Origin of the sequence: Streptomyces venezuelae, from assembly GCF_008642335.1 — a bacterium.
In the GTDB taxonomy this organism is placed as follows: Bacteria; Actinomycetota; Actinomycetes; order Streptomycetales; family Streptomycetaceae; genus Streptomyces; species Streptomyces venezuelae_F.
In genome coordinates, this window is the sequence record NZ_CP029191.1 from 6,213,400 (window position 1) to 6,240,250 (window position 26,851).

21 protein-coding genes, 1 pseudogene and 1 riboswitch are annotated in these 26,851 nt (G+C 73.5%); of the genes and pseudogenes, 13 read left to right on the top strand and 9 right to left on the bottom strand.

All coding sequences use genetic code 11. The features are described from left to right. Positions 1-45: 45 nt before the first annotated feature. Positions 46-3,687, bottom strand: coding sequence for a cobaltochelatase subunit CobN (gene cobN, locus DEJ49_RS28030; RefSeq protein WP_150186676.1), 3,642 nt, complete (start codon positions 3,685-3,687; stop codon positions 46-48). A 33-nt stretch (positions 3,688-3,720) separates the two neighbouring features. Then, a riboswitch (cobalamin riboswitch) is annotated at positions 3,721-3,859 on the bottom strand. Between the two features lie 117 nt (positions 3,860-3,976). On the opposite strand from cobN, the gene DEJ49_RS28035 reads away from it, so the two are divergent. The 3 genes from DEJ49_RS28035 to DEJ49_RS28045 are packed head-to-tail and all read left to right on the top strand — an operon-like array spanning position 3,977 to position 7,940. Then, positions 3,977-5,683: a cobalamin biosynthesis protein CobG gene (locus tag DEJ49_RS28035; protein ID WP_223833019.1), complete on the top strand. Its 1,707-nt coding sequence runs from the start codon at positions 3,977-3,979 to the stop codon at positions 5,681-5,683. Then, positions 5,680-6,321 carry a precorrin-8X methylmutase gene (locus tag DEJ49_RS28040; RefSeq protein ID WP_150186677.1) on the top strand — a complete coding sequence of 214 codons (642 nt, stop codon included), beginning with the start codon at positions 5,680-5,682 and terminating at the stop codon, positions 6,319-6,321. Before DEJ49_RS28035 ends, DEJ49_RS28040 begins: the two co-directional genes overlap by 4 nt. A gap of 11 nt (positions 6,322-6,332) precedes the next feature. Further along, on the top strand, positions 6,333-7,940 hold the full coding sequence (locus DEJ49_RS28045) for a precorrin-2 C(20)-methyltransferase (RefSeq protein WP_150186678.1): 1,608 nt from the start codon (positions 6,333-6,335) through the stop codon (positions 7,938-7,940). 104 nt (positions 7,941-8,044) lie between these two features. Here DEJ49_RS28045 and DEJ49_RS28050 read toward each other — a convergent pair whose 3' ends face one another. Next, entirely contained in the window at positions 8,045-8,881 is an 837-nt protein-coding gene (locus DEJ49_RS28050) for a cobalt-precorrin-6A reductase (protein WP_150186679.1), read from the bottom strand. 17 nt (positions 8,882-8,898) lie between these two features. On the opposite strand from DEJ49_RS28050, the gene DEJ49_RS28055 reads away from it, so the two are divergent. Then, positions 8,899-10,023, top strand: coding sequence for a cobalt-precorrin-5B (C(1))-methyltransferase (locus DEJ49_RS28055; protein WP_150186680.1), 1,125 nt, complete (start codon positions 8,899-8,901; stop codon positions 10,021-10,023). 32 nt (positions 10,024-10,055) lie between these two features. On the opposite strand, the gene cobM is transcribed toward DEJ49_RS28055, so the two are convergent. Together cobM and cbiE are read right to left on the bottom strand one after the other, a co-directional pair. Next, positions 10,056-10,805: a precorrin-4 C(11)-methyltransferase gene (gene cobM / locus DEJ49_RS28060; RefSeq protein WP_150186681.1), complete on the bottom strand. Its 750-nt coding sequence runs from the start codon at positions 10,803-10,805 to the stop codon at positions 10,056-10,058. Continuing rightward, positions 10,802-12,154: a precorrin-6y C5,15-methyltransferase (decarboxylating) subunit CbiE gene (gene cbiE, locus DEJ49_RS28065; protein WP_150186682.1), complete on the bottom strand. Its 1,353-nt coding sequence runs from the start codon at positions 12,152-12,154 to the stop codon at positions 10,802-10,804. The genes cobM and cbiE overlap by 4 nt, the downstream gene beginning before the upstream one ends. A 147-nt stretch (positions 12,155-12,301) precedes the next feature. Here cbiE and fes point away from each other — a divergent pair, with 147 nt between their 5' ends. The 5 genes from fes (at position 12,302) to DEJ49_RS28090 (ending at position 16,565) form a co-directional block, all read left to right on the top strand. After that, complete coding sequence (gene fes, locus DEJ49_RS28070) at positions 12,302-13,696, top strand: enterochelin esterase (protein ID WP_150186683.1); 1,395 nt, start codon at positions 12,302-12,304, stop codon at positions 13,694-13,696. A 116-nt stretch (positions 13,697-13,812) separates the two neighbouring features. Continuing rightward, the gene (locus DEJ49_RS28075) at positions 13,813-14,205 is read left to right on the top strand and encodes a cell division protein SepF (protein ID WP_150186684.1); all 393 of its coding nucleotides are present in this window, start codon (positions 13,813-13,815) and stop codon (positions 14,203-14,205) included. A 152-nt stretch (positions 14,206-14,357) separates the two neighbouring features. Then, a complete protein-coding gene (locus DEJ49_RS28080; RefSeq protein WP_150186685.1) occupies positions 14,358-15,521 on the top strand; it encodes an AAA family ATPase in 1,164 nt (387 codons plus the stop codon). After that, complete coding sequence (locus DEJ49_RS28085; protein WP_150186686.1) at positions 15,518-15,862, top strand: nucleotide pyrophosphohydrolase; 345 nt, start codon at positions 15,518-15,520, stop codon at positions 15,860-15,862. Before DEJ49_RS28080 ends, DEJ49_RS28085 begins: the two co-directional genes overlap by 4 nt. 220 nt (positions 15,863-16,082) lie before the next feature. Then, complete coding sequence (locus DEJ49_RS28090) at positions 16,083-16,565, top strand: DUF6099 family protein (RefSeq protein WP_150186687.1); 483 nt, start codon at positions 16,083-16,085, stop codon at positions 16,563-16,565. Positions 16,566-16,618: 53 nt separating this feature from the next. Here the strand turns inward: DEJ49_RS28090 and DEJ49_RS28095 are convergent, their stop codons facing one another. Then, positions 16,619-16,870 carry a hypothetical protein gene (locus DEJ49_RS28095; protein WP_150186688.1) on the bottom strand — a complete coding sequence of 84 codons (252 nt, stop codon included), beginning with the start codon at positions 16,868-16,870 and terminating at the stop codon, positions 16,619-16,621. A gap of 248 nt (positions 16,871-17,118) precedes the next feature. Between DEJ49_RS28095 and DEJ49_RS28100 the strand changes: the two genes are divergently transcribed. The 4 genes and pseudogenes from DEJ49_RS28100 (at position 17,119) to DEJ49_RS28115 (ending at position 21,880) form a co-directional block, all read left to right on the top strand. Then, entirely contained in the window at positions 17,119-18,042 is a 924-nt protein-coding gene (locus DEJ49_RS28100) for an LLM class F420-dependent oxidoreductase (RefSeq protein ID WP_150186689.1), read from the top strand. Positions 18,043-18,323: 281 nt separating this feature from the next. After that, the gene (locus DEJ49_RS28105) at positions 18,324-19,736 is read left to right on the top strand and encodes a family 2B encapsulin nanocompartment shell protein (protein WP_150186690.1); all 1,413 of its coding nucleotides are present in this window, start codon (positions 18,324-18,326) and stop codon (positions 19,734-19,736) included. Between the two features lie 90 nt (positions 19,737-19,826). Next, positions 19,827-20,984: pseudogene (locus DEJ49_RS28110) on the top strand (family 2 encapsulin nanocompartment cargo protein terpene cyclase); the annotation flags it as partial. Positions 20,985-21,001: 17 nt separating this feature from the next. Further along, positions 21,002-21,880, top strand: coding sequence for a geranyl diphosphate 2-C-methyltransferase (locus DEJ49_RS28115; protein WP_150186691.1), 879 nt, complete (start codon positions 21,002-21,004; stop codon positions 21,878-21,880). Between the two features lie 51 nt (positions 21,881-21,931). Here the strand turns inward: DEJ49_RS28115 and DEJ49_RS28120 are convergent, their stop codons facing one another. From DEJ49_RS28120 to DEJ49_RS28135, 4 genes are all read right to left on the bottom strand, one after another. Beyond that, positions 21,932-23,125, bottom strand: coding sequence for a discoidin domain-containing protein (locus DEJ49_RS28120; RefSeq protein ID WP_223833020.1), 1,194 nt, complete (start codon positions 23,123-23,125; stop codon positions 21,932-21,934). Positions 23,126-23,127: 2 nt separating this feature from the next. Continuing rightward, positions 23,128-23,673, bottom strand: a complete 546-nt coding sequence (locus tag DEJ49_RS36535; protein ID WP_150188515.1) for a phage tail protein — start codon at positions 23,671-23,673, stop codon at positions 23,128-23,130. A 770-nt stretch (positions 23,674-24,443) separates the two neighbouring features. Further along, a complete protein-coding gene (locus DEJ49_RS28130; RefSeq protein ID WP_150186692.1) occupies positions 24,444-26,405 on the bottom strand; it encodes a putative baseplate assembly protein in 1,962 nt (653 codons plus the stop codon). A 6-nt stretch (positions 26,406-26,411) separates the two neighbouring features. Then, positions 26,412-26,825: a GPW/gp25 family protein gene (locus tag DEJ49_RS28135; RefSeq protein ID WP_150173253.1), complete on the bottom strand. Its 414-nt coding sequence runs from the start codon at positions 26,823-26,825 to the stop codon at positions 26,412-26,414. Between the last annotated feature and the right edge of the window lie 26 nt (positions 26,826-26,851).

Genomic DNA, 26,851 nt, shown 5'->3' on the forward strand with positions numbered 1-26,851 from the left:
CGGCCGGCCGTAAGAGGCCTGCGGAGGAACGCTGGTGACGGGGGCTCAGCCCTCGTCGCCGCCGTCCTCCAGGTTGCCCTCGGTCTCCAGGTAGGCCTGTCGCAGCGCTTCGAGCACCGCCGGGTCCGGCTTCGCCCACATGCCGCGCGACTCCGCCTCCAGGAGGCGCTCCGCGATGCCGTGCAGCGCCCAGGGGTTGTTCTCCTGGAGGAACTGACGGTTCGTCGGGTCCAGGACGTACGTCTCGGTGAGCTTGTCGTACATCCAGTCGGCGACGACGCCCGTCGTGGCGTCGTACCCGAACAGGTAGTCCACCGTGGCGGCGAGTTCGAAGGCGCCCTTGTAGCCGTGGCGGCGCATCGCCTCGATCCACTTCGGGTTGACCACGCGGGCGCGGAAGACGCGGCTGGTCTCCTCGACCAGCGTGCGCGTGCGGACCGTCTCGGGGCGGGTCGAGTCGCCGATGTACGCCTCCGGGGCGGTGCCCCGCAGCGCGCGCACGGTCGCCACCATGCCGCCGTGGTACTGGAAGTAGTCGTCCGAGTCCGCGATGTCGTGCTCGCGGGTGTCCGTGTTCTTCGCGGCCACCGCGATGCGCTTGTACGCGGTCTCCATCTCGGCGCGGGCCGGGCGCCCTTCGAGGCCGCGCCCGTAGGCGTAACCGCCCCACACCGTGTAGACCTCGGCGAGGTCCGCGTCGGTGCGCCAGTCGCGGGAGTCGATGAGCTGGAGCAGACCCGCGCCGTACGTGCCCGGGCGCGACCCGAAGATGCGGGTGGTGGCCCGGCGCTCGTCGCCGTGCTCGGCGAGGTCGGCCTGGGCGTGGGCGCGGACGTAGTTGCGGTCGGCGGGCTCGTCCAGGGAGGCGGCGAGCCGCACCGCGTCGTCGAGCAGCCCGATCGTGTGCGGGAACGCGTCGCGGAAGAAGCCCGAGATGCGCAGCGTCACGTCGATGCGCGGGCGGCCCAGCTCCTCGTACGGAACGGCCTCCAGGCCCGTCACGCGGCGCGACGCGTCGTCCCAGACCGGGCGGACGCCGAGCAGCGCCATCGCCTCGGCGACGTCGTCGCCCGCGGTGCGCATCGCGCTCGTGCCCCACAGGGACAGGCCCACGGAGGTCGGGTGCTCACCGTCGTTGTCCTGCTTGTACCGCTCCACCAGCGAGTCGGCCAGCGCCTGGCCCGTCTCCCACGCGAGGCGGGAGGGGACGGCCTTCGGGTCGACCGAGTAGAAGTTGCGGCCGGTCGGCAGGACGTTGACCAGACCGCGCAGCGGCGATCCGGACGGGCCCGCCGGGACGAAGCCGCCGTTCAGGGCGTGCACGGCGTGGTCGAGCTCGGCGGTGGTCGCCGCGAGGCGCGGCACGACCTCGCGGGCCGCGAACTCCAGGATGGCGGCGACCTGTTCGCCGTGGTCCCCGGCGACGGAGACCGCGGCCGCCGGGTCCCAGTCCGCGTCGTCCATCGCCTGGACCAGCGCGCGTGCCTTGTCCTCGGCCTCGTCGGCCGTCACGCGCGTGGCCGCCGACTCGTCGAGGCCCAGCGCCTCGCGCAGACCCGGCAGCGCGGTCGTGCCGCCCCAGATCTGGCGGGCGCGCAGCACCGCGAGGACGAGGTTGACGCGGTCGGCGCCGGCCGGCGGGTTGCCGAGGACGTGCAGACCGTCACGGATCTGCATGTCCTTGATCTCGCAGAGCCAGCCGTCGACGTGCAGCAGGAAGTCGTCGAAGCCGTCGTCGTCCGGGCGCTGTTCGAGGCCCAGGTCGTGGTCCAGCTTCGCGGCCTGGATGAGCGTCCAGATCTGCGCGCGGATCGCCGGGAGCTTCGCCGGGTCCATGGAGCTGATCTGCGCGTACTCGTCGAGGAGCTGCTCCAGGCGCGCGATGTCGCCGTAGGAGTCGGCGCGCGCCATCGGCGGCACCAGGTGGTCGATGAGCGTGGCGTGGACGCGGCGCTTGGCCTGCGTGCCCTCGCCCGGGTCGTTGACCAGGAACGGATAGATCAGCGGCAGGTCGCCGAGCGCGGCGTCGGGCCCGCAGGCCGCGGAGAGGCCCGCGTTCTTGCCGGGCAGCCACTCCAGGTTGCCGTGCTTGCCGAGGTGGATCATCGCGTCCGCGCCGAAGCCGTTGTCGGCGGCGGGCGCCGCGATCCACCGGTACGCCGCCAAGTAGTGGTGCGACGGCGGCAGGTCGGGGTCGTGGTAGATCGCGATGGGGTTCTCGCCGAAGCCGCGCGGCGGCTGGATGAGGATGAGCAGGTTCCCGCGGCGCAGCGCCGCGAGCACGATGTCGCCCTCCGGGTCGCCGCCCCGGCCCACGCGGGACCGGTCGAGGAACATCTCTCCGGGCGGCGGCCCCCAGTGCTCCTCGACGGAGTCGCGCAGCTCCTGCGGCAGCGTCGCGTACCACCGCTTGTAGTCGGCGGCCGGGATGCGCACCGGGTTGGCGGCGAGCTGCTCCTCGGTGAGCCAGTCCTGGTCGTGGCCGCCCGCGTCGATGAGCGCGCGGATCAGCTCGTCGCCGTCGCCGGAGACCAGCCCGGGAATGTCGGCCTCGGGGCCGAAGTCGTACCCCTCGGCGCGCAGCCTGCGCAGCAGCTCCACGGCGGACGCCGGGGTGTCGAGGCCGACCGCGTTGCCGATGCGGGAGTGCTTCGTCGGGTACGCGGAGAGCACCAGGGCGAGGCGCTTGTCGGCGGCCGGGATGTACTTGAGGCGTGCGTGGCGTACGGCGATTCCGGCGACGCGGGCCGCGCGCTCGGCGTCGGCGACGTACGCGGGAAGGCCGTCCTCGTCGATCTCCTTGAAGGAGAACGGGACGGTGATCAGGCGGCCGTCGAACTCCGGCACCGCGATCTGGCTCGCGGCGTCCAGCGGCGAGACGCCCTCGTCGTTCTCCTCCCAGGCCGAGCGCGACCCGGTCAGGCAGAGCGCCTGGAGGATCGGCACGTCGAGGCCGGTCAGCGCGCCCGCGTCCCACGACTCGTCGTCGCCGCCGGCGGAGGCCTCGGCGGGCTTGGTGCCGCCGGCCGCGAGGACCGTGGTCACGATGGTGTCGGCGACGCCCAGCGCCTCGATGAGCTCGGGTTCGGGGGCGCGCAGCGAGGCGACGTACAGCGGCAGGGCCCTGGCGCCCGCGTCCTCGATCGCGCCGCACAGCGCGTCCACGAACGCGGTGTTGCCGCTCATGTGGTGGGCGCGGTAGTAGAGCACCGCGACCGTCGGGCTGTCAGTGCCTTCGGCGCCGTCGGCGCGGGCCGTGCGCTCCAGCGGGCCCCACGAGGGGGCGGCCGCGGGCGGCTCGAAGCCGTGGCCGGTGAGCAGCACGGTGTCCGAGAGGAAGCGGGCCAGCTGCTCCAGGTTCGCGGGGCCGCCGTGCGCCAGGTAGGCGTGCGCCTCGGCGGCGATGCCGACGGGCACGGTCGAGGAGGCCATGAGCTGGGCGTCGGGTGCCTGTTCACCGGTGAGCACGACCACGGGGAGGCCGGTCGCGATGAGCTGGTCGAGGCCGTCCTGCCAGGCGCGGACGCCGCCGAGGAGGCGTACGACGACGAGGTCGACGCCGTCGAGCAGGGCGGGCAGCTCCGCGAGGTCGAGGCGGGACGGGTTGGCGAACCGGTAGTCGACCGGGCCTCCCGCCGCGCGGGCGCTGAGCAGGTCGGTGTCGGAGGTCGACAACAGCAGAAGCATGCGGGCGCAGGCCTTCCTCGGGGTGTCCGCGCCCCGGGTGGTCGTATGGACGGCAGGAGTTCCTGGCTCACCCCACGTGGGTGGGGCTCACAGTGGCGGGACCGCGCCGGATTCGCACCGGGCTTCCTCCCTCGGGTCCTGGTGGACCCACGCCGTCGCTGGCGTCGACGGACCTGGCGGTCCGCCGCCTGCATAGTAAGTCCTGCCCGCGCTCCGCGGTGCGGGCACCTGCCCGGACGGTCCGGATCGGAAGGCGACCGGCCGGATCCGCGTGGGTATGCTCGCCGCCATGCCGCCCACCCCAGCATCCTCCCCAAACAAGGGCGAATCCCTCATACGCGACCGGGGCGACGCCTGCCCCGGAGCCCTCCGCCTGCACCGCGCCGACGACGGCCTCCTGGCCCGACTCCGCCTGCCGGGCGGGCTTCTGACTGCTCGTCAGGTGGAGGTGTTGGGTGTCGCCGCGGAGGGTTTGGCCGACGGCAACCTCAGCATCACCTCACGCGGCAACGTCGAGCTGCGCGGCCTCGGCGACGCGTGCGGCGGCGAACTCTCCGCGCTGCTCGCGGACGCGGGCCTGCTCCCCTCCGAGCGGCACGAACGCGTCCGGAACGTGGTGGCGTCCCCCCTCGCGGGAACGGACGGAATCGGCCACGCCGACGTCCAGTTGTGGGCCCGTGACCTGGACGGACTCCTCTGCGCGGAGGACTGGACGCCCCGACTTTCCGGCCGCTTCCTGTTCGCCCTCGACGACGGTCGGGGAGACGTGGCGGGACTCGGCGGCGATGTGACCTTGATCGCAGAATCGGGCGGGACGGCGGTGGTCGGGGTGCGGAGCGTGTCGTTCCGGATCGCCGGAGCCGACGCCCCGCGGGCGGCGCTCGCCGCGGCGAAGGCGTTCCTCGCGGCGGCGAGCGCCGCGGGGAACGGGGCTTGGCGTGTGGCCGAACTCCCGGCCGGGCAGACCGTCGACTTGGGCGGGGCGCTTGAGGAGGCGGGGGTCGGTGCGGTGCGGCTCGGGGCAGGGGGCGGGGGCTCGGGTGGTCCGGCGGTGCCGGGTGGTCCGGCGGTGTCGGGTGGTCTGGTGGCGTCTGGGGGCTCGGCGGTGTCCGGTGGCGCGGGTGGTCCGGCGGTGTCGGGTGGTCTGGTGGCGTCCGGGGGTGCGGTGGCGTGCGATGGTTCGGCGGTGCCCGGTGACCTGGTGGCTTCCGGGGGCTCGGCGGTGCCGGGCGGCTCGGCGGTGTCCGGTGGCGCGGGTGGTCCGGCGGTGTCGGGTGGTCTGGTGGCGTCCGATGGTTCGGTGGCGCCTGGTGATCTGGTGGCGTCGGGGGGCTCGGCGGTTTCGGGCGGCTCGGCGGCGTCTGGGGGTTCGGTGGCGTTCGGTGGGTCGGGGGATCGGGCGGCGCCCGGTGGTTCGGGTGGGGGGTCGTCCGATGGCGGAGCCGTCGCGGGGTGGTCGGGGCGGCCGGGGACCGCGAGTCCGGGTGGCCCGCCACCTGGTGTCATCGGGCGCGCTGTCTCCGTATACGCCCCGCTGGGGCGCGTCACCGTTGCCCAATGGCGGGCCCTGCTTCCGCTTCCGACGGACGAGCTCCGCGTCACCCCGTGGCGCGGCCTCGTGATTCCCGGCTTCGGAGACGAGGGGGCCGCCCGGGAGCGGCTGACCGCTCTGGACCGCGCCGGGCTCCTCGCCGACCCCGACTCGCCCTGGCTCGGCGTCGGCGCCTGCACCGGTCGCCCCGGGTGCGCCAAGTCCCTCGCCGACGTCCGCGCGGACGCCGCGCCCGGCCACGGCTCGCTGCCCGTCCACTGGTCCGGCTGCGAACGGCGGTGCGGGCACCCGCACGGCGACTGGGTCGACGTCCTCGCCACCGGGGACGGCACCTACGAAGTGACGCTGCACACCGGCGGCTCCACTATCCCCGTCACGGGCGACACCCTGACCGAGACGGTCACCACGGCACGTACCACCACGAAACCAACGGCCACGAGATGAGCGAGAGCACAGTGTTCGACTACGAGAAGGACGGCGCGGCGATCTACCGCGAGTCCTTTGCCACCATCCGCGCGGAGGCGGACCTCCAAGGCCTGCCCGCCGACGTCAGCCAGGTCGCGGTCCGGATGATCCACGCCTGCGGGATGGTCGACCTCGTGCGCGACCTCTCGTACAGCCCGCGCGTGATCGCCGACGCACGCAAGGCGCTGCGCGACGGCGCGCCGATCCTCTGCGACGCCAACATGGTGGCGAGCGGCGTCACGCGCAAGCGGCTGCCCGCCGACAACGACGTGATCTGCACCCTCGCCGACCCGTCCGTGCCGGACCTCGCGCAGCGCATGGGCACCACCCGCAGCGCCGCCGCCCTCGAACTCTGGCGCGACCGCCTCGAAGGCTCCGTCGTCGCCATCGGCAACGCGCCCACCGCCCTCTTCCGCCTCCTGGAGATGATCGAGGAAGGCGCGCCCCGCCCGGCCGCCGTCCTCGGCATCCCCGTCGGCTTCGTCGGCGCGGCCGAGTCCAAGGACGCGCTCGCCGAGCACGACTCCGGCCTGGAGTACCTGGTCGTACGGGGCCGTCGCGGCGGTAGCGCGATGGCCGCGGCGGCGATCAACGCGATTGCGAGCGAAGCGGAATGAGCGGCGTGCCGATGCCCATCGAACAGAGCTCGCCCAACGAGCGGAACTCGCCCACCGAACAGGACTCGCCCACCGAACAGGAATCGCCCACCGGGCAGCGCCCCACGGGGCGGCTCTACGGCGTCGGGCTCGGGCCCGGCGATCCGTCGCTGATGACCGTGCGCGCCGTGGAGGTCATCGCCGCCGCCGATGTGGTCGCGTACCACTCCGCACGGCACGGCCGCTCCATCGCCCGCTCGATCGCGGCCGCGCACCTCCGCGCCGACCACATCGAGGAAGCGCTGGTCTACCCCGTCACCACGGAGAGCACCGACCACCCCGGCGGCTACCGCGGCGCCCTCGACGACTTCTACGAAGAAGCCGCCGCCCGCCTCGCCGCCCACCTCGACGCGGGCCGTACCGTCGCCGTCCTCGCCGAGGGGGACCCGCTTTTCTACGGCTCCTATCAGCACATGCACAAGCGCCTCGCGCACCGCTACCCGACCGAGGTCATCCCCGGCGTCACCTCGGTGAGCGCCGCGGCCGCCCGGCTCGGCGAGCCCCTCGTCGAGGCGGAGGAAGTACTGACGATCCTGCCCGGCACGCTCCCCGAGGAGGAGCTCGCCGCGCGCCTCGCGGCGACGGACTCCGCGGTCGTCATGAAGCTCGGCCGTACGTTCGGGAAGGTGCGCGGCGCCCTGGAGCGCGCGGGCCGGCTCGACGAGGCGCGGTACGTCGAGCGGGCCACCATGAAGGGCGAGCGCACCGGGAGCCTCGCCGAGGTGGACCCGGAGTCGGTGCCGTACTTCTCCGTGGCGGTGCTGCCGAGCCGGGTCGCGCCGCTCACCGGAGGCCCCGCGCCCCGGTCCGCCGAAGAGTCCCGTGAGCGCGGTGAGGTCGTGGTCGTCGGCACGGGGCCCGCGGGCCCGCTCTGGCTGACGCCCGAGACGCGCGGCGCGCTCGCCGCCGCGGACGACCTGGTCGGCTACACGACGTACGTCGACCGTGTACCGCACCGGCCCGGACAGCGGCGGCACGGTTCCGACAACCGGGTGGAGTCCGAACGCGCCGAGTTCGCCCTGGAGCTCGCGAAGCGCGGGCGGCGCGTCGCCGTCGTGTCGGGCGGCGATCCCGGCGTCTTCGCGATGGCCACGGCGGTCCTGGAGGTCGCCTCGCAGGACCAGTTCGCCGACGTCCCCGTCCGTGTGCTCCCCGGGGTGACCGCCGCCAACGCCGCGGCCGCCCGCGCGGGGGCGCCGCTCGGGCACGACTACGCCACGATCTCCCTGTCGGACCGGCTCAAGCCGTGGGAGGTCATCGCGGAGCGGCTCGCCGCGGCGGCCGCGGCGGATCTGGTCCTCGCGCTCTACAACCCCGGCTCGCGGAGTCGCACCTGGCAGGTGGGCAAGGCGCGGGAACTCCTCCTCGCGCATCGGACGCCGGATACGCCGGTCGTCCTCGGCCGGGACGTCGGCGGTCCCGAGGAGAGCGTGCGGATCGTACGCCTCGGGGACCTCGACCCCGCGGAGGTCGACATGCGGACGCTCCTGATCGTCGGCTCCTCCCAGACGCGGGTCACGCGGCGGCGCGGGGGCGAGGACCAGATCGTCTGGACACCACGGAGGTACCCGGAGGGGTAGCCCTCGTGTGTGCCGTCTGCGGGTGCGGTGTGGTTGCTCGCGCCCCGCGGCGGAGCCGCACGTGTCAGAGCCCCGCGCCCCTGGAAGCACGGGTCCGCGCCCCGTCAGGGGCTCGGGGAACTGCGCGACCAGCCACGACGCACCCGCACCTGGCCGCGCAGCGTCCGCGCCCAGGCAGCCGCCTCCTCCGGCGTCGCGACGGCGGTGACCCCCTCCGGACCGGCGGGGCGCCGGACGACCACCACCGGCACCCCCGCCTCGCGCGCAGCGACAAGCTTCGGCGCGGTCGCGGAACCCCCGCTGTCCTTCGTCACCACGACGTCGACCCCGTGGGCGCGCAGGATCTCCCGCTCGCCGTCGAGCGTGAACGGACCCCGGTCGAGGAGTACCTCCATGCGCGCGGGGAACGGCGGCTCGGGCGCGTCGACGGAACGTACGAGAAACCAGTGAGCGCCCAGCTCGGGGCCCGCGAACGCGGCCAGCCCCATCCGCCCGGTGGTCAGGAATACCCGCTCGCCGAGGGCAGGCAGCACCCGAGCCGCCTCCTCCAGGGAACCGACCTCGTGCCAGTCGTCCCCCTCCGACGCGACCCAGCCGGGGCGGCGCAGGGCGAGCAGGGGAACATGGGCACCGGCGGCGGCCTTCGCCGCGTTGAACGAGATCGTCCCGGCGAAAGGATGGGTGGCGTCGATGAGCGCGTCCACGTGGTGCTGCCGCAGCCATGCCGCAAGGCCCTCGGCGCCGCCGAAACCGCCGACGCGCACCTCGCCCGGCGGCAGCCGGGGCGAGGCGACCCGCCCCGCGAGGGAGCTGGTCACCCGCATCCCCGCGTCGCCCGAGCCCCCCGCGTGGCCCGAGTCCCCCGCGTCGTCCGCCTCGGCCGCGAGGAGCTCCGCCAGACGGCGGCCCTCGGTCGTTCCCCCCAGAATCAGTACGTGCACGGAGTTCGGTTTCCTTCATGAGTGAGGCAGCTAAGGCCACGGGCGGGCGCAGCGCCCAACTCAAGCACACCGGTCTGCGGTCCGGCTGGACGACCGGCGCCTGTGCGACGGCCGCCACGACGGCCGCGTACACGGCGCTGCTCACCGGCGACTTCCCCGACCCGGTGACCATCACGCTGCCCAAGGGCCAGACGCCCGCGTTCGCCCTCGCCGCCGAGGAACTGGGCGTCTCCCACGCCATGGCGGGCATCGTGAAGGACGCGGGTGACGACCCGGACGTCACCCACGGCGCCCTCGTACGGTCGACGGTGCGGCGGCTGCACACCGGTGCGGGCGTCGTCTTCAAGGCGGGCCCGGGTGTCGGTACCGTCACCCGGCCCGGGCTGCCCCTGGACGTCGGTGAACCCGCGGTCAACCCCGTACCGCGGCAGATGATGCGGGACCACGTGACGGAGGTCGCTGTCCGCGCCGGGACGACACCCGACGTGGAGATCACTCTCTCCGTCGACCACGGCGAGGAGATCGCCCGCTCCACCTGGAACCCGCGCCTCGGCATCCTCGGCGGCCTGTCCATCCTCGGCACGACCGGCATCGTCGTGCCCTACTCCTGCTCGGCGTGGATCGACTCGATCCGGCGGGGCGTGGACGTGGCGCGCGCGGCGGGGCGCACGCACGTCGCCGGGTGCACGGGGTCGACGTCGGAGAAGACGGTCGTCGCCGAGTACGGGCTGCCGGAGGACGCGCTGCTCGACATGGGGGACTTCGCGGGCGCCGTCCTCAAGTACGTGCGCCGGCATCCCGTCGACCGCCTCACCATCTGCGGCGGCTTCGCGAAACTCTCCAAGCTGGCCGCGGGCCACCTCGACCTGCACTCGGCCCGCTCCCAGGTCGACAAGGGCTTCCTGGCCGTCCTCGCCCGCCGGGGCGGCGCGTCCGAGGATCTTGCCGCGCAGGTCGCGGACGCCAACACGGGTCTGGCCGCGCTCCAGTCGTGCGCGGCGGCCGGGGTGCCGCTCGGCGACCTGGTCGCCGAGACGGCGCGCGACGAGGCGCTCGGGGTGCTGCGGGGCGCCCCGGTGATGGTCGACGTCATCTGCATCGACCGGGCGGGGAACGTGGTGGGGCGCAGCGCCCTCAAGTGAGGGCCCCTCGCCGCTCCTGGTGGGCCGCGCCGTCAGCAGGTGTGACGGTCCCGGTCCGCCGAGTACAGGTGGCTGTCGCGGAACTGCGAGGCCCCCAGCGTCCGGCCCACCATGATGACGGCGGTCCGTACGATGCCCGCCTCCTTGACCTGCCCGGCGATCGACTCCAGCGTGCCGCGCAGGATCACCTCGTCGGGGCGGCTGGCGAGGGCGACCACGGCGGCGGGGCACTCGGCGCCGTAGTGCGGCAGGAGCTCCTCCACCACGCGGTCGACGTATCCGGCGGCCAGGTGGAGGACGAGCAGCGCGCCGCTGCGGCCGAGCGTCGCCAGGTCCTCGCCTTCGGGCATGGCGGTCGCGCGCTGCGCGATGCGCGTGAGGATGACGGTCTGGCCGACGGTCGGGACGGTCAGCTCCCGCTTCAGCGCGGCCGCCGCCGCGGCGAACGCGGGGACGCCCGGCACCACTTCGTACGGCACTCCGGCCGCGTCGAGCCGCCGCATCTGCTCGGCGACCGCGCTGAACACGGACGGGTCGCCCGAGTGCAGCCGCGCCACGTCGAGGCCCTGCTCGTGCGCGCGCACCAGCTCGGCGGTGATCTCGTCGAGGTTGAGCTGCGCGGTGTCCACCAGCTGCGCGCCGTCCGGGCACTCGGCGAGCAGCTCGCGCGGCACGAGGCTGCCCGCGTACAGGCAGACCTGGCAGGAGGCGATCCGCCGCGCGCCGCGGACCGTGATCAGGTCGGCGGCGCCGGGTCCCGCGCCGATGAAGTACACGGTCATCTGTCGTCAACTCCTGCTGTTCTGTGCCTGCTGCTCTGTGCCTGGGCGGGGACCGTGGTGGGCGCTGCCGCGGTGGCGGCGGTGATGGGCGCTGCCGTGGTGGGGGCAGTGGTGAGCGGTTTGGTGACGGACCACTGGGTGACCGGCATCGCCTGCCGCCAGCCGGTGAAGCCGCCCACGGGGACGGCCTGCGCGACCGCGAGCCGCACCAGCTCGCCGCCGTGGCGCCGGTACCACTCGGTGAGCAGCGCCTCCGACTCCAGCGTGACGGTGTTGGCGACGAGGCGGCCGCCGGGCGGCAGCGCGTCCCACCCGGCGTCGAGGAGGCCGGGCGCGGTGAGGCCGCCGCCGATGAACACGGCGTCGGGCGTGGGGAGTCCGGCGAGGGCGGCCGGTGCGGCGCCGGTGACGACGCGCAGGCCCGGCACGCCGAGCCGGTCGGCGTTGCGGGTGATCCGTTCCGCGCGCACGGGGTTCTTCTCGATGGTGACGGCCCGGCACGACGGGTGCGCCCGCAGCCACTCCACGGCGATCGAGCCGGAGCCGCCGCCGACGTCCCAGAGCAGTTCGCCGGGTGCGGGCGCGAGCGCGGCGAGCGTGGCGGCGCGTACGTACCGCTTCGTGAGCTGTCCGTCGCTCTCGTACGCGGCGTCCGGCAGGCCAGGCACGACGCCGAGCCGCAGTGCGTCGGGGGAGCGGCGGCACTCGACGGCGACGACGTTCAGCGCGTCGCCGGGCGCGTGCGACCAGGTGTCGGCGATCCCTTCGTACGAGGACTCGCCCTCGGCGCCGAGCTGTGCGAGGACGCACAGCCGGCTCGGGCCGAAACCGTGCTCGCGCAGCAGGGCGGCGACTTCGGCGGGCGTGTCGGCGTTCGCGCTGAGCACGAGGACGTGGCGCCCGTCGTGCAGCGCGGCGGCGAGCCGCGCTGCCGGGCGCCCGACGAGTGTGACGACCTCGGTGTCCTCGACGGGCCAGCCGAGGCGCGCGCAGGCGAGGGAGACGGAGGACGGGTGCGGGAGCACGTGCAGCGCGGCGGCGCCGACCTCTTCGGAGAGGGCGCGTCCGATGCCGTAGAACATGGGGTCGCCGCTGGCGAGGACGGCGACGCGGCGTCCGGCGTGGGCGGCGAGCAGGCCGGGCACGGCGGGCCGGAGCGGGGAGGGCCAGGGGACGCGTTCGCCGGGGCACTCCGCGGCGGGCAGCAGCTCCAGCTGGCGGGGTCCGCCGATGAGGACGTCGGCTTCCGCGAGGGCGGCGCGTGAGGCGGCGGGGAGTCCTTCCCAGCCGTCGGCCCCGATCCCGACGACGGCGACGGCCGGTATGCCTGTAGGGGATGCGGGGGTCACTGCTGGTACCTGACCTCGGGGTTTGGGAAGGGACTGCGCAGCCGCACTCTACTGGGGACCCGGCGCCGCATCCCTATCGCCGGTTGCGCAGCGAGCGCTGCGAGCCGCCGCAGGCGGCAGGTTAGCTTAGGCTAAGCTAACCAATTCATGGATCTGGTGAGAGAACACGAGCTGAGGGAACACGAGCTGAGGGAACCCGAGCTGAGAGAACCCGAGCCGGGAGTACCGGAGGCGGGAGACCCCGAGCCCGCCGACGGCCCCGCCGCGCCCAGCCCCGCCCTCGAAGGCCTCGCCCGCCGCGCCTCCGCCGCCGACGAGGGCGAGCTCCCCGCGCTCCTCGACGCGTTCTGGCAGGACGTCGAAGCGCGCGGCGGCACCCCGCTCGTCGAGCCCGTCGACGGCGACCACCAGTACCGCGCCGTCACGTTCCTGTGGCGCGGGCACCGGGCCACCCGCCAGGTCCTGCTGCTCGCCAACCGGCTCTACGACCGCGAGCACCTCGCCGACGCCCTCCTGGCCCCGCTGCCCGGCACGGACGTCTGGTACCGCACCCTCCGCCTCCGCGCCGACCACCGCGCCTCGTACCGCCTGGCCGCCGACCTCACGCCCGGCGACCTCCCCGCCGGCCCCGAAGCCCGTCAGCTCCGGCTCCGCGCCCTCGCCCCGCACGCGGCCCACGACCCCCTCAACTTGCGCCGGATCGGCGACCGCTGGGGGCAGCCGGACGGCTCCGTCTTCGCGCTGCCCGACGCGCCCGCGCAACCGTGGACCGAGCGGCGTGCCGGTATCCCGCGAGGCCGCGTCGAACGCCACCGGCTGCCCGCGGGTGCGCTGGGCGCCGAACGCGACGTCTGGACCTACCTGCCGCCGGGCGGCCCGCGGCCCGACAGCCCCGTCGTCGTCCTCTGCGACGGCGACATGTGGTTCGGACGGCTCGCGCTCGAAGACACCCTGGACGCCCTCGCCGCCGACCGCGCCGTACCGCCACCCGTCGTCCTCGCGCCCGACGCCGTCGACCGGCTCACCCGCTGGCACGACCTCACCGCACACGACGACTACGTCACGTTCCTCGCCGACGAGGCACTGCTCTGGGCCGCCGAACGCCTGACCTTGACACTCCATTCGGCCCGCACGGCCGTCGCGGGCCAGAGCCTCGGCGGACTCACCGCCCTGTACGCGGCGCTGCGCAGGCCCGACCGGTTCGGCGCCGTCCTCGCCCAGTCACCGTCGCTGTGGTGGCGGCCCGGACTGCCGCACGGCACACCGAAACTCGCGCCCGCAGACGAAACGCCCTGGCTCGCCGAGCGCTTCGCCACCGACACGCCGCGTCCGGCCCTCCGCGTCCATCTCGACGTCGGACTCCACGAGGGCGCGATGGTCGATCACAGCCGGTGCATGTACGAGACGCTCGCCGCGCGCGGCGACCTCGTGTCCCTCAGGGAGTACAACGGCGGTCACGACTACGCCTGTTGGCGCGGCGGCATCGCGGAAGGCCTGGTCAACCTGCTCGGCCGGGCGGGCGCGCGCCGACCGCAGGTCTGACCGCAAGAACTCCGGCGCCGGGGGAGCCATCCGTGTCGCTGTTGGGCTGAACGGGTGACTTGGCGTAAGAATTGGCCGGTGCAGAGAACAAGTGCGAGCCAGGACGGGGTGGATCAGTGAGCAGCAGTCAGCGCCACGACGTCACCGACGAACAGTGGGAAGGGCTCGCCCAGGTCGTACCGCTGCGCAGCCGCAACGAATGGCCTTCCTGGCCGGGGCACCGCGCGCTGCCCGACGCGGAGACCGAGACGCGCCGCCGCTTCGTCGTGATGCGCGTCAACGTCTTCGCGGACGCCCGCGAGGTCGCCGAGACCGTGATGGCACAGATCCCGGTCCTCCTGGATCTGACCGGCGCCGAGACGGACGTCGCCAAGCGCGTCCTGGACTTCAGCAGCGGCGTCGTCCTCGGGCTGAACTGCGGGATGCACCGGGTCGACAAGAACGTCTTCCTGCTCGCACCGCCGGGCACGGAGGTACAGGGCCTGGTGGACGCGGTCTCGCAGCCCTGAGAACAGGGTACGGCCGGGCGGGGCTCCACCCGTTCGGGGGCTCTAGCCGTTCGGCGGGCCACGCGGGGGATCTTCGGGGGGAATCCCCCGATCGTAGGAAGGTCGGTTGGGCGTAACGGTTCGCCGTGCGCACGGCCGCCTACCTTCCGGTCATGACGGTGCATTCCCGAAAGCCGGCCGCCGAGCCATCGGCGGCCCAGGATCGGCCGCAGGTCACCCAACTGCGTCTGTCCGCCTTCGCAGGACACCGCGCCGCGGTGCTCCCGCTCGGCCCGATGACGCTGCTCACCGGCCCGAGCGGCAGCGGGAAGTCCAGCGCGCTGGGTGCGTACGAGGCACTGGCACGGCTCTGCGCCGGGGCGGAACTGCCCGACGTCTTCGCGGACCCCGTGGCCTGCGTTCCCGAGCGTGCCCGCGCCGACGGGCAGCAGCGGCGTGGCTTCCGCATCGGCTGCACGGTCGACGGACCCGCCGGTCCCGTCCGGCTCGACCTCGCCGTGCAGGCCGAACCCGAACTGCGCGTCGTGGGCGAGCGGCTGACCCAAGGTGACCTCGTGCTCCTGGAGACCGCGCTGCGCGATCCGGGCCGGCGCGTGGTGCAGGCCGCCTGGCACACCGCGGGCGCGACCCCCGTGACGCGCGCCCCCATGCCGGACGACCGGCTCGGCACGGCGCTCGTGCCGCTGCGCGTCGCGGGCAAGACCGACGGGCAGCGCCTGGTGCTCGCGGCGGCGGAACAGGTCGTCGTCGCGCTGCGCTCGGCGTACGTGTGCGACCCGCGGCCCAGCCGCATGCGCGCCCCCGTCCCCGCCGGACTCATCGGTTCCGGGCGTCTCCTGGGCGGCTGCGACAACCTCGCCGAAGTCCTGTGGCGCACCCGTGCCGAGTGCGCGGTACGCCACGCCATGCTGGTCTCCGCGGTGCGGTCCGGGTGCGCGGGGCCGGTCGCCGACGTCGTCGCCGAAGAGGTGGAGGACGGCGCGGTGCACGCCTACATCGACCGGGGCGGCGGGGTGCGCACGCCGCTCGGGCGGCTCGGCGACGGCGAGTTGAGGTACCTGGCCCTGGCGCTGGTCCTGCTGACCGGCACCGGAGTGCTCGCCGTCGACCCGGTGGCGGAGGTGCCGCAGGCGTACCAGAGCCTGACGATCCTCGCCGACGGCCTGGACCGGCGCCTCGACGCACGACAGGCCCGGACCCTCGGGGAACTGGCGGCGCGCACCTGCGGACGCGGGCACATCAGGCTGGTGGGGGCGGTGGGGGACGCGTCCTGGGCGGCGGACGCCGGGGCCTCGGTGGTAGACCTGGAGCCGTGACGGAACGACTTGACGTGGCGGTACTGCAGCGCAGGCTGGCCGAGTTCGCGGCGGCACGCGACTGGGAGCGGTACCACACCCCCAAGAACCTGGCCGCGGCGCTCAGCGTGGAGGCCTCCGAACTCGTGGAGATCTTCCAGTGGTTGACGCCGGAGGAGTCGGCCCGGGTGATGCGGGACCCTGACACGGCGCCCCGCGTGACGGACGAGGTGGCCGACGTCCTCGCGTATCTGCTGCAGTTCTGCGAGGTCCTGGGGATCGACGCGCTGGCGGCGCTCGCGGCGAAGATCGAGCGGAACGAGACACGTTTTCCGGTGCCGCCGGTGCCCGAAGGGCCCTGAATCTCATCGGTGGCTGCCCGGTGGCCGGCCGGTGGATCTCCGGATCCAGCATTTTCGTCACTCTCCGGAGTGGATGGCTTGTCCAAACTCGACTATGTGTCCACAGATTTCCGCCCTGCCCTGGCTTTTCGCCCCGATGGGCCTCACTCTGGGTAGTGGACAGGGGAGTTCGGGCAAGCGTGCGGTGAGTGCGCGCGGGATGCGGGATGGAGGGGCCGGGATGAACGCGACGCGGCTCATCGAGGCGAACCGCCGTGCTCTGGCGCGCAGCCAGGATCCCGCGGACATCGTCGTGGAGGTCTGGCAGTCGCAGGCGCTCGCGCAGGCGATCGGCAACCACCTCGCGGTCGCGGGCCCTCCCGAGTTACGGAGCGAGGCGCTGGGCCTGAGCGAAGTCGGCGGCAGAGCCTGCGGGGTGCTCGACGCCCCGCGCCTCGGAATGGAGGACATACGGGCGGCGCGGCTGACGGGGACAGGCGACGCGCACGAGGTGCTGCTCGGGCTCGGCAGGCTCCTCGGGGAGGTCGGCATCGCACTCGTCGGTGTCGCCATGGGGGCCGAGGAAGAGGGGGTGTACTGGCAGTGCATGGAAGCGATCGACGCGGCGGACGAGTCCAGGGACCGCGTGCTGGAGATGCTGCGCAGACTCGCGGTGCGGGCGGAGGCCCTGCCGGAGCCGGACTCGGCGGCGGGCCCGGCATGACAGGCCCCCCGGCCGACCCCGCCGAGGGGCGGGGCCGCGGAGGAAGTGGGGGACTAGAGGCGTCGGGGTTCGCCCTCGCCCTGGGGGCGGGTGTCCGGGTCGAGAGTGCCGGAGGCGGAGCCCGACGGTGCCGTCGACTGCTGCAGGTCGGCGTCGAGCTGGGTCAGATCCGCGTTGAGCGCGGCCATCAGCTCCTCCATCTGCTGCAGCAGACCCTTGGGTGGCTGCTGCGCGGGCACGGACGCGTCGTGCGCGGCCTCTTGAGCGGGCGCGGCCTCCTGATCGGGCACGGCTTCCTGGGACATGACGGCCTCCTCGGCCCTCGCCCTCCCGAAGGGGACGGGCAGTTGACGCGGGCGACGCCCCGGCAGCGGCCGCCGGCGCGGGTGCCGGGCGGTCCGGCTCCGCCCGAGCCAACGATCACCCGTCGGACGGGGTCACTGGACGCGGACCCGCGCCGACACCCCGTTGACGGTTTTTCACCCGACCGGGTCGGTGGGGGAACGGCGGGACCGGCGGGGTTGACGGGCGTTCGAGCGTGCAGGATGGATCCATGGATCTTCGAATCTTCACCGAGCCCCAGCAAGGGGCCACCTACGACACCCTGCTCACCGTCGCCAAGGCCACCGAGGACCTGGGTTTTGACGCCTTCTTCCGCTCGGACCATTACCTCCGCATGGGCTCCTCCGACGGTCTGCCGGGCCCCACGGACGCATGGATCACGCTCGCCGGGCTCGCCAGGGAGACCAAGCGGATTCGGCTGGGCACACTGATGACGGCCGGCACGTTCCGGCTGCCGGGTGTCCTCGCCATCCAGGTGGCGCAGGTCGACCAGATGTCGGGCGGCCGGGTCGAACTGGGACTCGGTGCGGGCTGGTTCGAGGACGAGCACAAGGCGTACGGCATTCCGTTCCCCAAGGAGAAGTTCGCCCGCCTCGAGGAGCAGCTGGAGATCGTCACCGGCCTGTGGGGCACGGAGGTCGGCCAGACCTTCAGCCACGACGGCAAGCACTATCAACTCACCGACTCCCCGGCCCTGCCCAAGCCGGCGCAGGCGAAGGTGCCGGTCCTGATCGGCGGCCACGGCGCGACCCGCACCCCGCGCCTCGCCGCGCAGTTCGCCGACGAGTTCAACATTCCCTTCGCCTCCGTCGAGGACAGCGAGCGGCAGTTCGGCCGGGTCCGCGCCGCCGCCGAGCAGGCCGGGCGCAAGGGCGGCGATCTGGTGTACTCCAGCGCGCTGGTGGTGTGCGTCGGCAAGGACGACGCGGAGGTCGCACGGCGCGCGGCGGCGATCGGGCGCGACGTGGACGAGCTCAAGGCGAACGGGCTCGCGGGTTCCCCGGCCGAAGTGGTGGACAAGATCGGGCGGTACGAGGCGATCGGCGCGAGCCGCATCTACCTCCAGTGCCTGGACCTGGCCGACCTGGACCACCTGGAGATCATCTCCTCGCAGGTGCAGTCGCAGCTGTCGTAGGCGACGGGTCGGCCCTCTGGACGTGGCCGCCGGGCTCACCCCTCCGGTGCCCGGCGGCCACTTCTGTGCACGGTGGTGAGGCTGAATAAACCTTTCGGGCGGCAAGATCGCTGCATCGGGGTAACCGGGCGGCATATACAGGCGAGTTGGGCGAAACGGCAGTTAGCGTTCCCAGCGGATCCGGGCGCTTTCCCGGATCCGCCCACGTCTCACCGCATGTCTCCGTATGTCTCCGTATGTCTTCGCACGTCTCCGCACGTCGTAAAGGAGAGCTCGCCCCGATGACCGTTGAGACCAGCCCGGCAGAGCGGCTGGAGCCCGCTCCGCGGACCAGCCTGAGCACCGAGGCCGCCCGCAACCTCGCCACCACGACCAAGTCCGCCCCCCAGATGCAGGAGATCACCTCACGGTGGCTGCTGCGGATGCTGCCATGGGTGGAGACCAAGGGCGGCACCTACCGGGTGAACCGGCGGCTGACCTACACCGTCGGCGACGGGTGCATCGAGTTCCTGCAGGACGGTGCCGACGTCCGGGTGGTGCCGCGGGAGCTGGGCGAGCTGGCCCTGCTGCGCGGCTTCGACGACGTCGACGTGCTGTCGGCCATCGCCGACCGGTTCGTGCAGCGCGACTTCCGAGCGGGTGAGGTGCTGGTCGAGCGCGGCGCCCCCGCCGAGCACATCCACCTGATCGCGCACGGCCGGATCAAGCAGACCTCCGTCGGCAAGTACGGCGACGAGGTGGCCGTCGCCGTACTTGCGGACGGAGGCCGGTTCGGCGACGACGCGCTCCTCGACGACGGCGCGCGGTGGGACTTCACCGCCACGGCCGAGACCTCCGGCACGCTGCTGACCCTGTCCCGCTCCGACTTCGCCTCCCTCAGGTCGTCCGCGCCGACCCTCCACGCACACCTGGAGGAGTTCGCGTCGCGGTCCGTGCCGCGGCAGACGCGGCACGGCGAGGCCGAGATCGCGATGTCGTCGGGGCACGTCGGCGAGGCGAAGCTGCCGGGCTCCTTCGTGGACTACGAAGCGCACCCGAGGGAGTACGAACTCTCCGTCGCGCAGACCGTTCTCCGGGTCCACACGCGGGTCGCCGACCTCTACAACGGCCCGATGAACCAGACCGAGGAACAGCTGAGGCTCACCGTCGAGGCGCTGCGCGAGCGCCAGGAGCACGAGCTGATCAACAACCGTGAGTTCGGCCTGCTCCACAACGCGGCCTTCAAGCAGCGCATCCAGCCCCACTCCGGCACGCCCACGCCGGACGACCTCGACGATCTGCTCTGCCGCCGGCGCGGCACCAAGTTCTTCCTGGCCCACCCCAGGACCATCGCGGCCATCGGCTGGGGCTTCAACGCCTACGGGGTGTACCCGGACAACGTCGACCTCGGCGGCCAGCAGGTTCCCGCCTGGCGTGGCGTACCGATTCTGCCGTGCAACAAGATCCCCATCACCGAGGACAACACCAGCTCGATCCTCGCGATGCGTACGGGCGAGGACAACCAGGGCGTGATCGGCCTGCACCAGACCGGGCTGCCCGAGGAGTACGAGCCGGGCCTCTCGGTGCGCTTCATGGGCATGAGCGAGCAGGCGATCATCTCGTACCTGGTCACGGCGTACTACTCGGCGGCCGTCCTGCTGCCCGACGCGCTCGGCGTCCTGGAGAACGTGCAGATCGGCCGCAGGCGCGACTAGGGCCGCTGTCCCGGTGGATCCGCCCGTCATCACATGAAGGAGCTACGGATGCCCGATCCCGGGCTGCCCACCCTGCACCCGAACCCCGCCCTCGAAAGGATTCTGCGCGGCCCGAGCGGGCTGGGCACGGCGGGGCTGCACCTGGGCGAGGTGCCGGTCCGGGCCGCGAGCCCGGCGCAACCGGCCGTGCTGCCGGAACCGGCGAGCCCGGCGGAACCCGCCGAAGCGGTTGAGGCGGTCGACCCGGTCGACCCGGTCGAACCTGCCGAAGGGACGCCGATTCCGGGGCTTTATCACCATGCCGTGCCGGAGCCCGATCCGGCGCGGGTGGCCGAGGTCAGCCGGCGGATCAAGGCGTGGGCCGTGGACGAGGTCCAGGCGTTCCCGCCGGAGTGGGAGGACCAGTTCGACGGCTTCTCCGTCGGGCGCTACATGGTCGCCTGCCACCCCGACGCCCCCACCGTCGACCACCTGATGCTCGCCACCCGGCTCATGGTCGCCGAGAACGCGGTCGACGACTGCTACTGCGAGGACCACGGCGGCTCGCCCGTCGGCCTCGGCAGCCGTCTGCTGCTGGCCCACACGGCCCTCGACGACCTGCACACGACGGAGGAGTACGAACCAGCGTGGCGGGAGTCTCTCACGGCGGACGCACCGCGCCGCGCGTACCGCTCCGCCATGGCGTACTTCCGGCAGCACGCCTCGCCGTCCCAGGCCGACCGCTTCCGGCACGACATGGCCCGACTCCACCTGGGCTATCTCGCCGAGGCCGCGTGGTCCGAGACGGACCACGTGCCCGAGGTGTGGGAGTACCTGGCGATGCGCCAGTTCAACAACTTCCGCCCCTGCCCCACCATCACCGACACCGTCGGTGGCTACGAACTGCCGGCCGACCTCCACGCCCTGCCCGCCATGCAGCGGGTCATCGCCCTCGCGGGCAACGCCACCACCGTGGTCAACGACCTGTACTCGTACACCAAAGAACTCGACAGCCCCGGCCGTCACCTGAACCTGCCCGTAGTGATCGCCGAACGGGAGGGCCTCTCCGAACGGGACGCCTACCTGAAGGGGGTCGAGGTCCACAACGACCTGATGCACGCCTTCGAGGCGGAAGCGGCCGCCCTCGCGGCGGCCTGCCCCGTCCCGAGCGTGCTGCGCTTCCTGCGGGGAGTGGCCGTGTGGGTCGACGGCAACCACTACTGGCACCAGACCAACACCTACCGATACAGCCTGCCCGACTTCTGGTAAGAGGAGCCGACACCACTGTGACCAGCACTGAACTCGCCAACGGTACGTCCCTGTCCATCCCTGCTCCGGCGTCCCCCTACCAAGGGGACATCGCCCGCTACTGGGACGGGGAGGCCAGGCCGGTGAACCTGCGCCTCGGCGACGTCGACGGGCTCTACCACCACCACTACGGCGTCGGGGACGTCGACCAGGACGCGTTGGGGGACGCGGCCGACAGCGAGTACGAGAAGAGGCTGATCGCCGAGCTCCACCGCCTGGAGTCGGCGCAGACCGACGTACTCCTCGACCAGCTCGGGCCCGTCGGGCGCGACGACACGGTCGTGGACGCAGGCTGCGGGCGCGGCGGCTCGTTGGTCATGGCCCACCAGCGGTTCGGCTGCCGCGCCGAGGGGGTCACCCTCTCCGCCAAGCAGGCCGACTTCGCCAACCGGCGGGCCCGTGAACTCGGCGTGGAGGACTACGTCCACGCCCGCGTGTGCAACATGCTCGCCACGCCGTTCGAGACGGGCCAGGCCAAGGCCTCGTGGAACAACGAGTCCAGCATGTACGTCGATCTGGACGACCTCTTCGCCGAGCACTCGCGCATCCTCGCGCCCGGCGGCCGCTATGTGACCATCACCGGCTGCTGGAACCCGCGGTACGGACAGCCCTCGAAGTGGGTCTCCCAGATCAACGCGCACTTCGAGTGCAACATCCACTCCCGCAGGGAGTACCTGAAGGCCATGGCCGACAACCGCCTCGTACCGCAGGCGATCGTCGACCTGACGGACGCGACGCTGCCCTACTGGGAGCTGCGGGCGACGTCGTCGCTGGTCACCGGCATCGAGGAAGCGTTCATCAACTCGTACAGGGACGGCTCGTTCCAGTACGTGCTGATCGCCGCCGACCGGGTCTGACCCGGGGTGAGGGTGTGAGGTCCGGGGCCGTCCAGGACGGCCCCGGACCTTCTACTGTCCGCCCGTGGAGCGGCCGAAGAACTCCAGCTCGGCGATGGCCACCTGGCGCTTCTTGCCGGTGCCGTACGCGGAACGCAGGATGAGCCGTGCGTTCACCGCGTCCCGTACGCGTACGTCGAGCTTCTGCACGCCACCGTCGTTGATGCGGCGGTGCATCACGTGCTCCTTGCCCGCCGAGTCGTTGACCACGATGTCGAACTCCATCGGCCGCGCCTGCTCGGCGGCCTGCGCGCTGCGCGGCGAAGTGCCCGGCGTGATCAGGAGGTTGAGCAGGTCCGTGGGCTGGCCGAAGTCGGCCTGGATCCACTGGCCCGCCGAGTCGCCGGAGTAACCGGTGCCCCACCAGGTGTTGCTGTAGCCGTCGAAGGCGAGCTTGGCGGCCTGCTTGGGGGCGGCGTGCGAGGCGCTGTAGTCGGTGGGGTGGACGGGGACCCGCTTGGCGAAGTGGTCCTGCACGGCGCGCGCGGCCGGCGGCCCGCCGAAGATGCCGCCCACGACCAGGCCGACGACCGCCGCGATGCCCACGGCCCGCGCGATCCAGCGGGTGCGGTCGCGGTGGAGGCGGGGGCGCTGTCCCGCGTACGGGCCCTCGGCGGCCGGGGCGCCGTGGTCCTTGAGCGGGCTCGCGCAGCTGCGGCAGAAGTGGCGGCGGGGGGCGTTGGGCGTCCCGCAGCTCGGGCACGGCGGGCCCGACTCGGGCTCTGCGGGCACGGCGGCCTGCCGTACGCGCGGCCGTGCCGCCTCGGGCCTGCCCGGCAGCACGCTGCCCGGCGTCTCCGGCGCCACGGGCTCGGAGCCCTCGGGCACGGGTACGAGCAGGGACCGGATGGCGGTGTCGGAGGGCCGCGGTGGTCCGGCCGACGGCTCCGCGGGACGGCTCTCGGGGCGGTTCTCGGGGCCGGTGGAGGGGAGCGGGACGGTGGTGTCGGTCGATCCGGCACCGGCGCCCGCCCCCGCCCCGGCGGGGGGAGCGGTCCGGGGGTCGACCCGGGGGTCGGCCGGGGTCTGCGGCGCGGGAGAGCTGTCCGCGGCCGGAGCGGTGGCCGGGGTGTCCCAGCGGAGGAAAGCCCCGCACGAGTCGCAGAAGGACTGGCCGTGCTGGCGGGCCGGGGTGCCGCACTCGGGGCACGGCGTCGTGTTGGCGGGGGAGTTCTGCATGGCGTCCGTCTCGGGCTCGTCGGGCATCTCTAGGTCCCTTCAGGGAAAGGCGTGGCTGTCACCTCGGCCGTGAAGGGGAGGTGTGCGGGGCGGGCCGCCGCGACGACGGCTCGCAGGCGGTGCGTGTCCACGGATGCGGGATCGTGGACGCGCAAGGTGACGTGCAGGGCGGGGTGCGGGGCACCGGGGAAGGCGCCCAACGGGCGTGCGGACCAGGACGCGCCGCCGCTCTCGGCGATCTCCGGGCGGACCCCGAAGGCGAGTTCGACGGCCGCGGACAGGCCACGGCGGGTGCCGCGGACGCGGTGCAGGTCGACGGCGGAGGCGACGGCGTGGCGGCGGGTGGCCAGCGGCTCGGTGCCGTCGAGCTCCGTGCCGACCCAGTCCGTCAGCCAGTCGAGGAAGTCCGCGGGCGTCAGGGACGGCGTGAAGTACGCCTCCAGGCTGTCCAGGACGGCGAAGACGGGGGCGAGGACGACGTCCAGGCCGGAGACGAAGCGCAGGATGAAGTCGTCGTCGGCGAAGACGGCGGGCAGCTGGTCCCCGATGGGATGCGCGGAGCCGAGTCCGGGCAGGGACCCCCGCCTGGACGCGTGGCCGTCACCGCCGCCGTTCCCGTCCCACCCGTCACCGGACCCGGGGCCGTCCCCGCCGCTGCCGCCCCCGCCGGCCGCACCCGGCGCGTGCCCCGCCTGGGAGGCGGGGGCGCTCGTGACCCCGGACTTCACCCAGGAAGCACGCGCGCCGCCCAAGGTGACGGAGTCCCCCGGAGTGCTCTCGGCCGAGGACTCGGTGCGCCCGGCACGGCTCTTCGCCTGCGCGGCGGGGCGCTTCTCGGCGGGGCCGCGGGACGCCTTGGGCGCGGGTTCCGTCTTGGCAGGGATGCGGCTCGCCTTGGCGGCGGGTTTCGCTTCGAGGGCGGGGCCGGGGCCCGGGGTCGCCTCGGGGGTGTGGCCCGGTGTTGCGTACGGGTTTGTCTCCGGGGTGCGGCTTGGGGTGGTGGTGTGGGGGTTCGCTTCGGGTGCGGGGCTCGGGTTCGTGTCCGGGGTTGTCTCGGGGGTGTGGCCCGGTGTTGCGTACGGGTTTGCCCCCGAGGCGTGGCCCGGGGTGGTGGCGTACGGGTTCGGCTCCGAGGTGGGGTGCGGAGTCGTGGCGTACGGGTTCGGGGCGGGTGCGGGGCCCGCGTCCGCGTACGGGTTCGTCCCGGAGGTGTGCGGGGCGTCGGTCGCCGGGCCGAAACCGGGCGTGGGGGCGGGAGCCGTTTCCGGAACGCCCTCGGCCCTCGGACCCCGCTCCGCCTCCGCGGCGGGCTCCGGGGTGTCGTTCGTGCGGTTCTCGTCGGTCGTCATCGTGCCTCGATGACGCGGACGCGGTGGTCGAAGGGGAACAGGAGGGCCGAGGGGGCCAGTTCGATGCGGTCCGTGGCGTCGCCCCTGCGGCCCGTCAGGGGGTCGGCGGGGTGCAACAGGACCTCGTCGACGAGCTCCACGCCCGGCACCCGCTGCAGCGCGGCGAAGATCTCGCCCGCGCGCAGCGGGCGGCCGAACGGCCAGCCCTCGCGGTGGGCGCCGCCGGTCAGCGGGTCGAGGTAGGCGTAGAGGGCGTCGAGCGCCTCGGAGCGGACGCGTTCGGCGTGGGCGGCGCGGAAGGAGTGGAGCGTGGCGACGACGGTGACGCCCTGGTAGTAGGGCGGGCCGACCGAGAGGCGCGTGCCGAGGGGGCGGCGGTCGTCGAGGAACGAGGTGACACGGGAGAGGAGTTCCTCACCCGGCACCAGCTGCTCGAAGCGGAGCCGCCCGCCCCGGTCCGGCACCGCCTGCGGCACGACGAGGACCCGGACCGCGTTCTCCCCGGCCTTGGCGGAGTCCGCGGCCAGGCAGTGGATGCGCGCCGTCTCGGGCGCGGCCCGCCGGGCCAGCTCCTCGTAGTCGCGCGCCGTCACCGCCCGCTCCTGCGCGCGCAGCGCGATCGGCGCGCGGACCTTCGCCTCCTCGACCGTCTCGCCGTCCACGCCGCCGCGCGCCGCCTCGCGGTTCTCCACGCGGGCGACGTACGGGATGGAGCTGCGCAGGACCTGGATGGCGCCGCGGGCCACGTTGCCCGTGCGGCCGCCGCCCGTGCGGTAGCGGGTGGCGCGGATCGCCGCGCCCTTCTGGGGGACGGCGCCGAACTGCCGCAGGGAGCCGTCCGGTTCGCGCACCGCGGGGCCGAACGCGATCTCGCCGGTCGCCGCGTCCAGCGTGATGTGCGGGTCGTACGGTCCGGACGAGGCGAAGTCGTCGACGACCTGCCACTCGGCCCAGCCCGCACCCTCGCCGTCGGAGACCTCGAGGATCAGCGGCGGCCGGTCGGCGACCACCGGGGCCTGGGCGAGGCGGACGCGCTGTCCGGGCACGCCCGTGGAGTCGCCGAGGAGTTCGTCGCGCACGACGTCCGCGTGCGCGACACCGGTCGTGCCGCCGATGGTGAACGCGGCGGCGGACCGCACGGTCGGCGACGCGCTGTAGAACGGCTGGCCCTTCGCCGCCTCGGTGACCCGGCAGCGCACCCAGCCCGCGTCCTGCCGCCCGATGCGCGAGACGATGTGCCCGGCCGGAATGTGCAGCACGACGTCGCCGGGCCGGTTGAGGCCACCCGTGGAGTCCTCGTCCACCTCGCACTCGGTCCAGCCGTCCGCGGTCCACGCCTCCCACACCAGCGGCGGCTGCCGCGGGTCGACGCCCACACCGTCCACCCGGCTGTCGAGCTGCAGCACCGCCGCGCACCGCGGCACCGCCGCGCTGAGCCCGAAGAGCAGCGTGTCGCCCGGCCGCGGCGACTCGGCGAAGACCGCCACGTCACGGCCGCCGAAGATGTCCTGCCCGCAGTCCTGCGGCGTGCTGCCGTCCTCCTGGCGCAGTACGGCCGACAGCTCGCAGGGCACCACGGTCAGATCCGCCTCGGTGGCGAAGGCCACCGCTTCCTCGGTCTCCGTGCGGCTGGTCGCCACCTCCGTGCCGGTGGGCAGGACCACCGGCTCGGGCTGCGGCGCGGACAGCCAGAACGTGACGTCCGCGCGGGCCGCGGACGGCGGGAAGAGGGTGACGCCGAGGAGGTCGAGGAAGGCCAGGTGGTTCTTCTCCGGCACGCGGTTGAGCCGGTACACGATCTGGTCGGCCATGTGCGCGACGGCCTCGACGAGGGTGACTCCCGGGTCGGAGACGTTGTGATCGGTCCACTCCGGGCAGCGCTGCTGGATGTAGCGCTTGGCGTCGTCGACGAACTGCTGGAAGCGCCGGTCGTCGAGGTGGGGTGCGGGCAGGGCCATCGGACTTCAGACTCCGCTCTCTGATTCCGTGGACGGGATCACGTAGAAGGGGAAGACGAGACTGCGCGGATTGTTGGTGCCGCGCACGGTGTAGCTCACGTCGATGAACAGGACGGACGGGTCGTCGGGGGCCGGACTGACCTCGACGTCCAGGACGTCGATGCGCGGCTCCCAGCGGTCGAGCGAGGACCGCACCTCGTACCGGATCCGCCCCGCCGTCGCCTCGTTGACCGGCGCGAACACCATGTCGTGCACGGCGCAGCCGAATTCGGGCCGCATCGGGCGTTCGCCCGGCGCGGTGGCGAGCACGAGCCGGATCGACTCCTCGATCTCGCGCTCGCGCCGGGCCAGCGCGATGCCGCCGCCGGCGTTGATGCGCAGCGGAAACGTCCAGCCCGCACCGACGAACTGCTCACTCATGATCAGTGGCCCCCTCGACCCTGGAC

What these genes read in the sequence shown, in the direction of transcription:
- cobN (WP_150186676.1), bottom strand. Translation starts at nt 3,687, where the DNA reads ATGCTTCTGCTGTTGTCGACCTCCGACACCGACCTGCTCAGCGCCCGC.
- DEJ49_RS28035 (WP_223833019.1), top strand. Translation starts at nt 3,977, where the DNA reads ATGCCGCCCACCCCAGCATCCTCCCCAAACAAGGGCGAATCCCTCATA.
- DEJ49_RS28040 (WP_150186677.1), top strand. Translation starts at nt 5,680, where the DNA reads ATGAGCGAGAGCACAGTGTTCGACTACGAGAAGGACGGCGCGGCGATC.
- DEJ49_RS28045 (WP_150186678.1), top strand. Translation starts at nt 6,333, where the DNA reads ATGCCCATCGAACAGAGCTCGCCCAACGAGCGGAACTCGCCCACCGAA.
- DEJ49_RS28055 (WP_150186680.1), top strand. Translation starts at nt 8,899, where the DNA reads ATGAGTGAGGCAGCTAAGGCCACGGGCGGGCGCAGCGCCCAACTCAAG.
- cobM (WP_150186681.1), bottom strand. Translation starts at nt 10,805, where the DNA reads ATGACCGTGTACTTCATCGGCGCGGGACCCGGCGCCGCCGACCTGATC.
- fes (WP_150186683.1), top strand. Translation starts at nt 12,302, where the DNA reads ATGGATCTGGTGAGAGAACACGAGCTGAGGGAACACGAGCTGAGGGAA.
- DEJ49_RS28080 (WP_150186685.1), top strand. Translation starts at nt 14,358, where the DNA reads ATGACGGTGCATTCCCGAAAGCCGGCCGCCGAGCCATCGGCGGCCCAG.
- DEJ49_RS28090 (WP_150186687.1), top strand. Translation starts at nt 16,083, where the DNA reads ATGAACGCGACGCGGCTCATCGAGGCGAACCGCCGTGCTCTGGCGCGC.
- DEJ49_RS28095 (WP_150186688.1), bottom strand. Translation starts at nt 16,870, where the DNA reads ATGTCCCAGGAAGCCGTGCCCGATCAGGAGGCCGCGCCCGCTCAAGAG.
- DEJ49_RS28100 (WP_150186689.1), top strand. Translation starts at nt 17,119, where the DNA reads ATGGATCTTCGAATCTTCACCGAGCCCCAGCAAGGGGCCACCTACGAC.
- DEJ49_RS28105 (WP_150186690.1), top strand. Translation starts at nt 18,324, where the DNA reads ATGACCGTTGAGACCAGCCCGGCAGAGCGGCTGGAGCCCGCTCCGCGG.
- DEJ49_RS28120 (WP_223833020.1), bottom strand. Translation starts at nt 23,125, where the DNA reads ATGCCCGACGAGCCCGAGACGGACGCCATGCAGAACTCCCCCGCCAAC.
- DEJ49_RS28130 (WP_150186692.1), bottom strand. Translation starts at nt 26,405, where the DNA reads ATGGCCCTGCCCGCACCCCACCTCGACGACCGGCGCTTCCAGCAGTTC.
- DEJ49_RS28135 (WP_150173253.1), bottom strand. Translation starts at nt 26,825, where the DNA reads ATGAGTGAGCAGTTCGTCGGTGCGGGCTGGACGTTTCCGCTGCGCATC.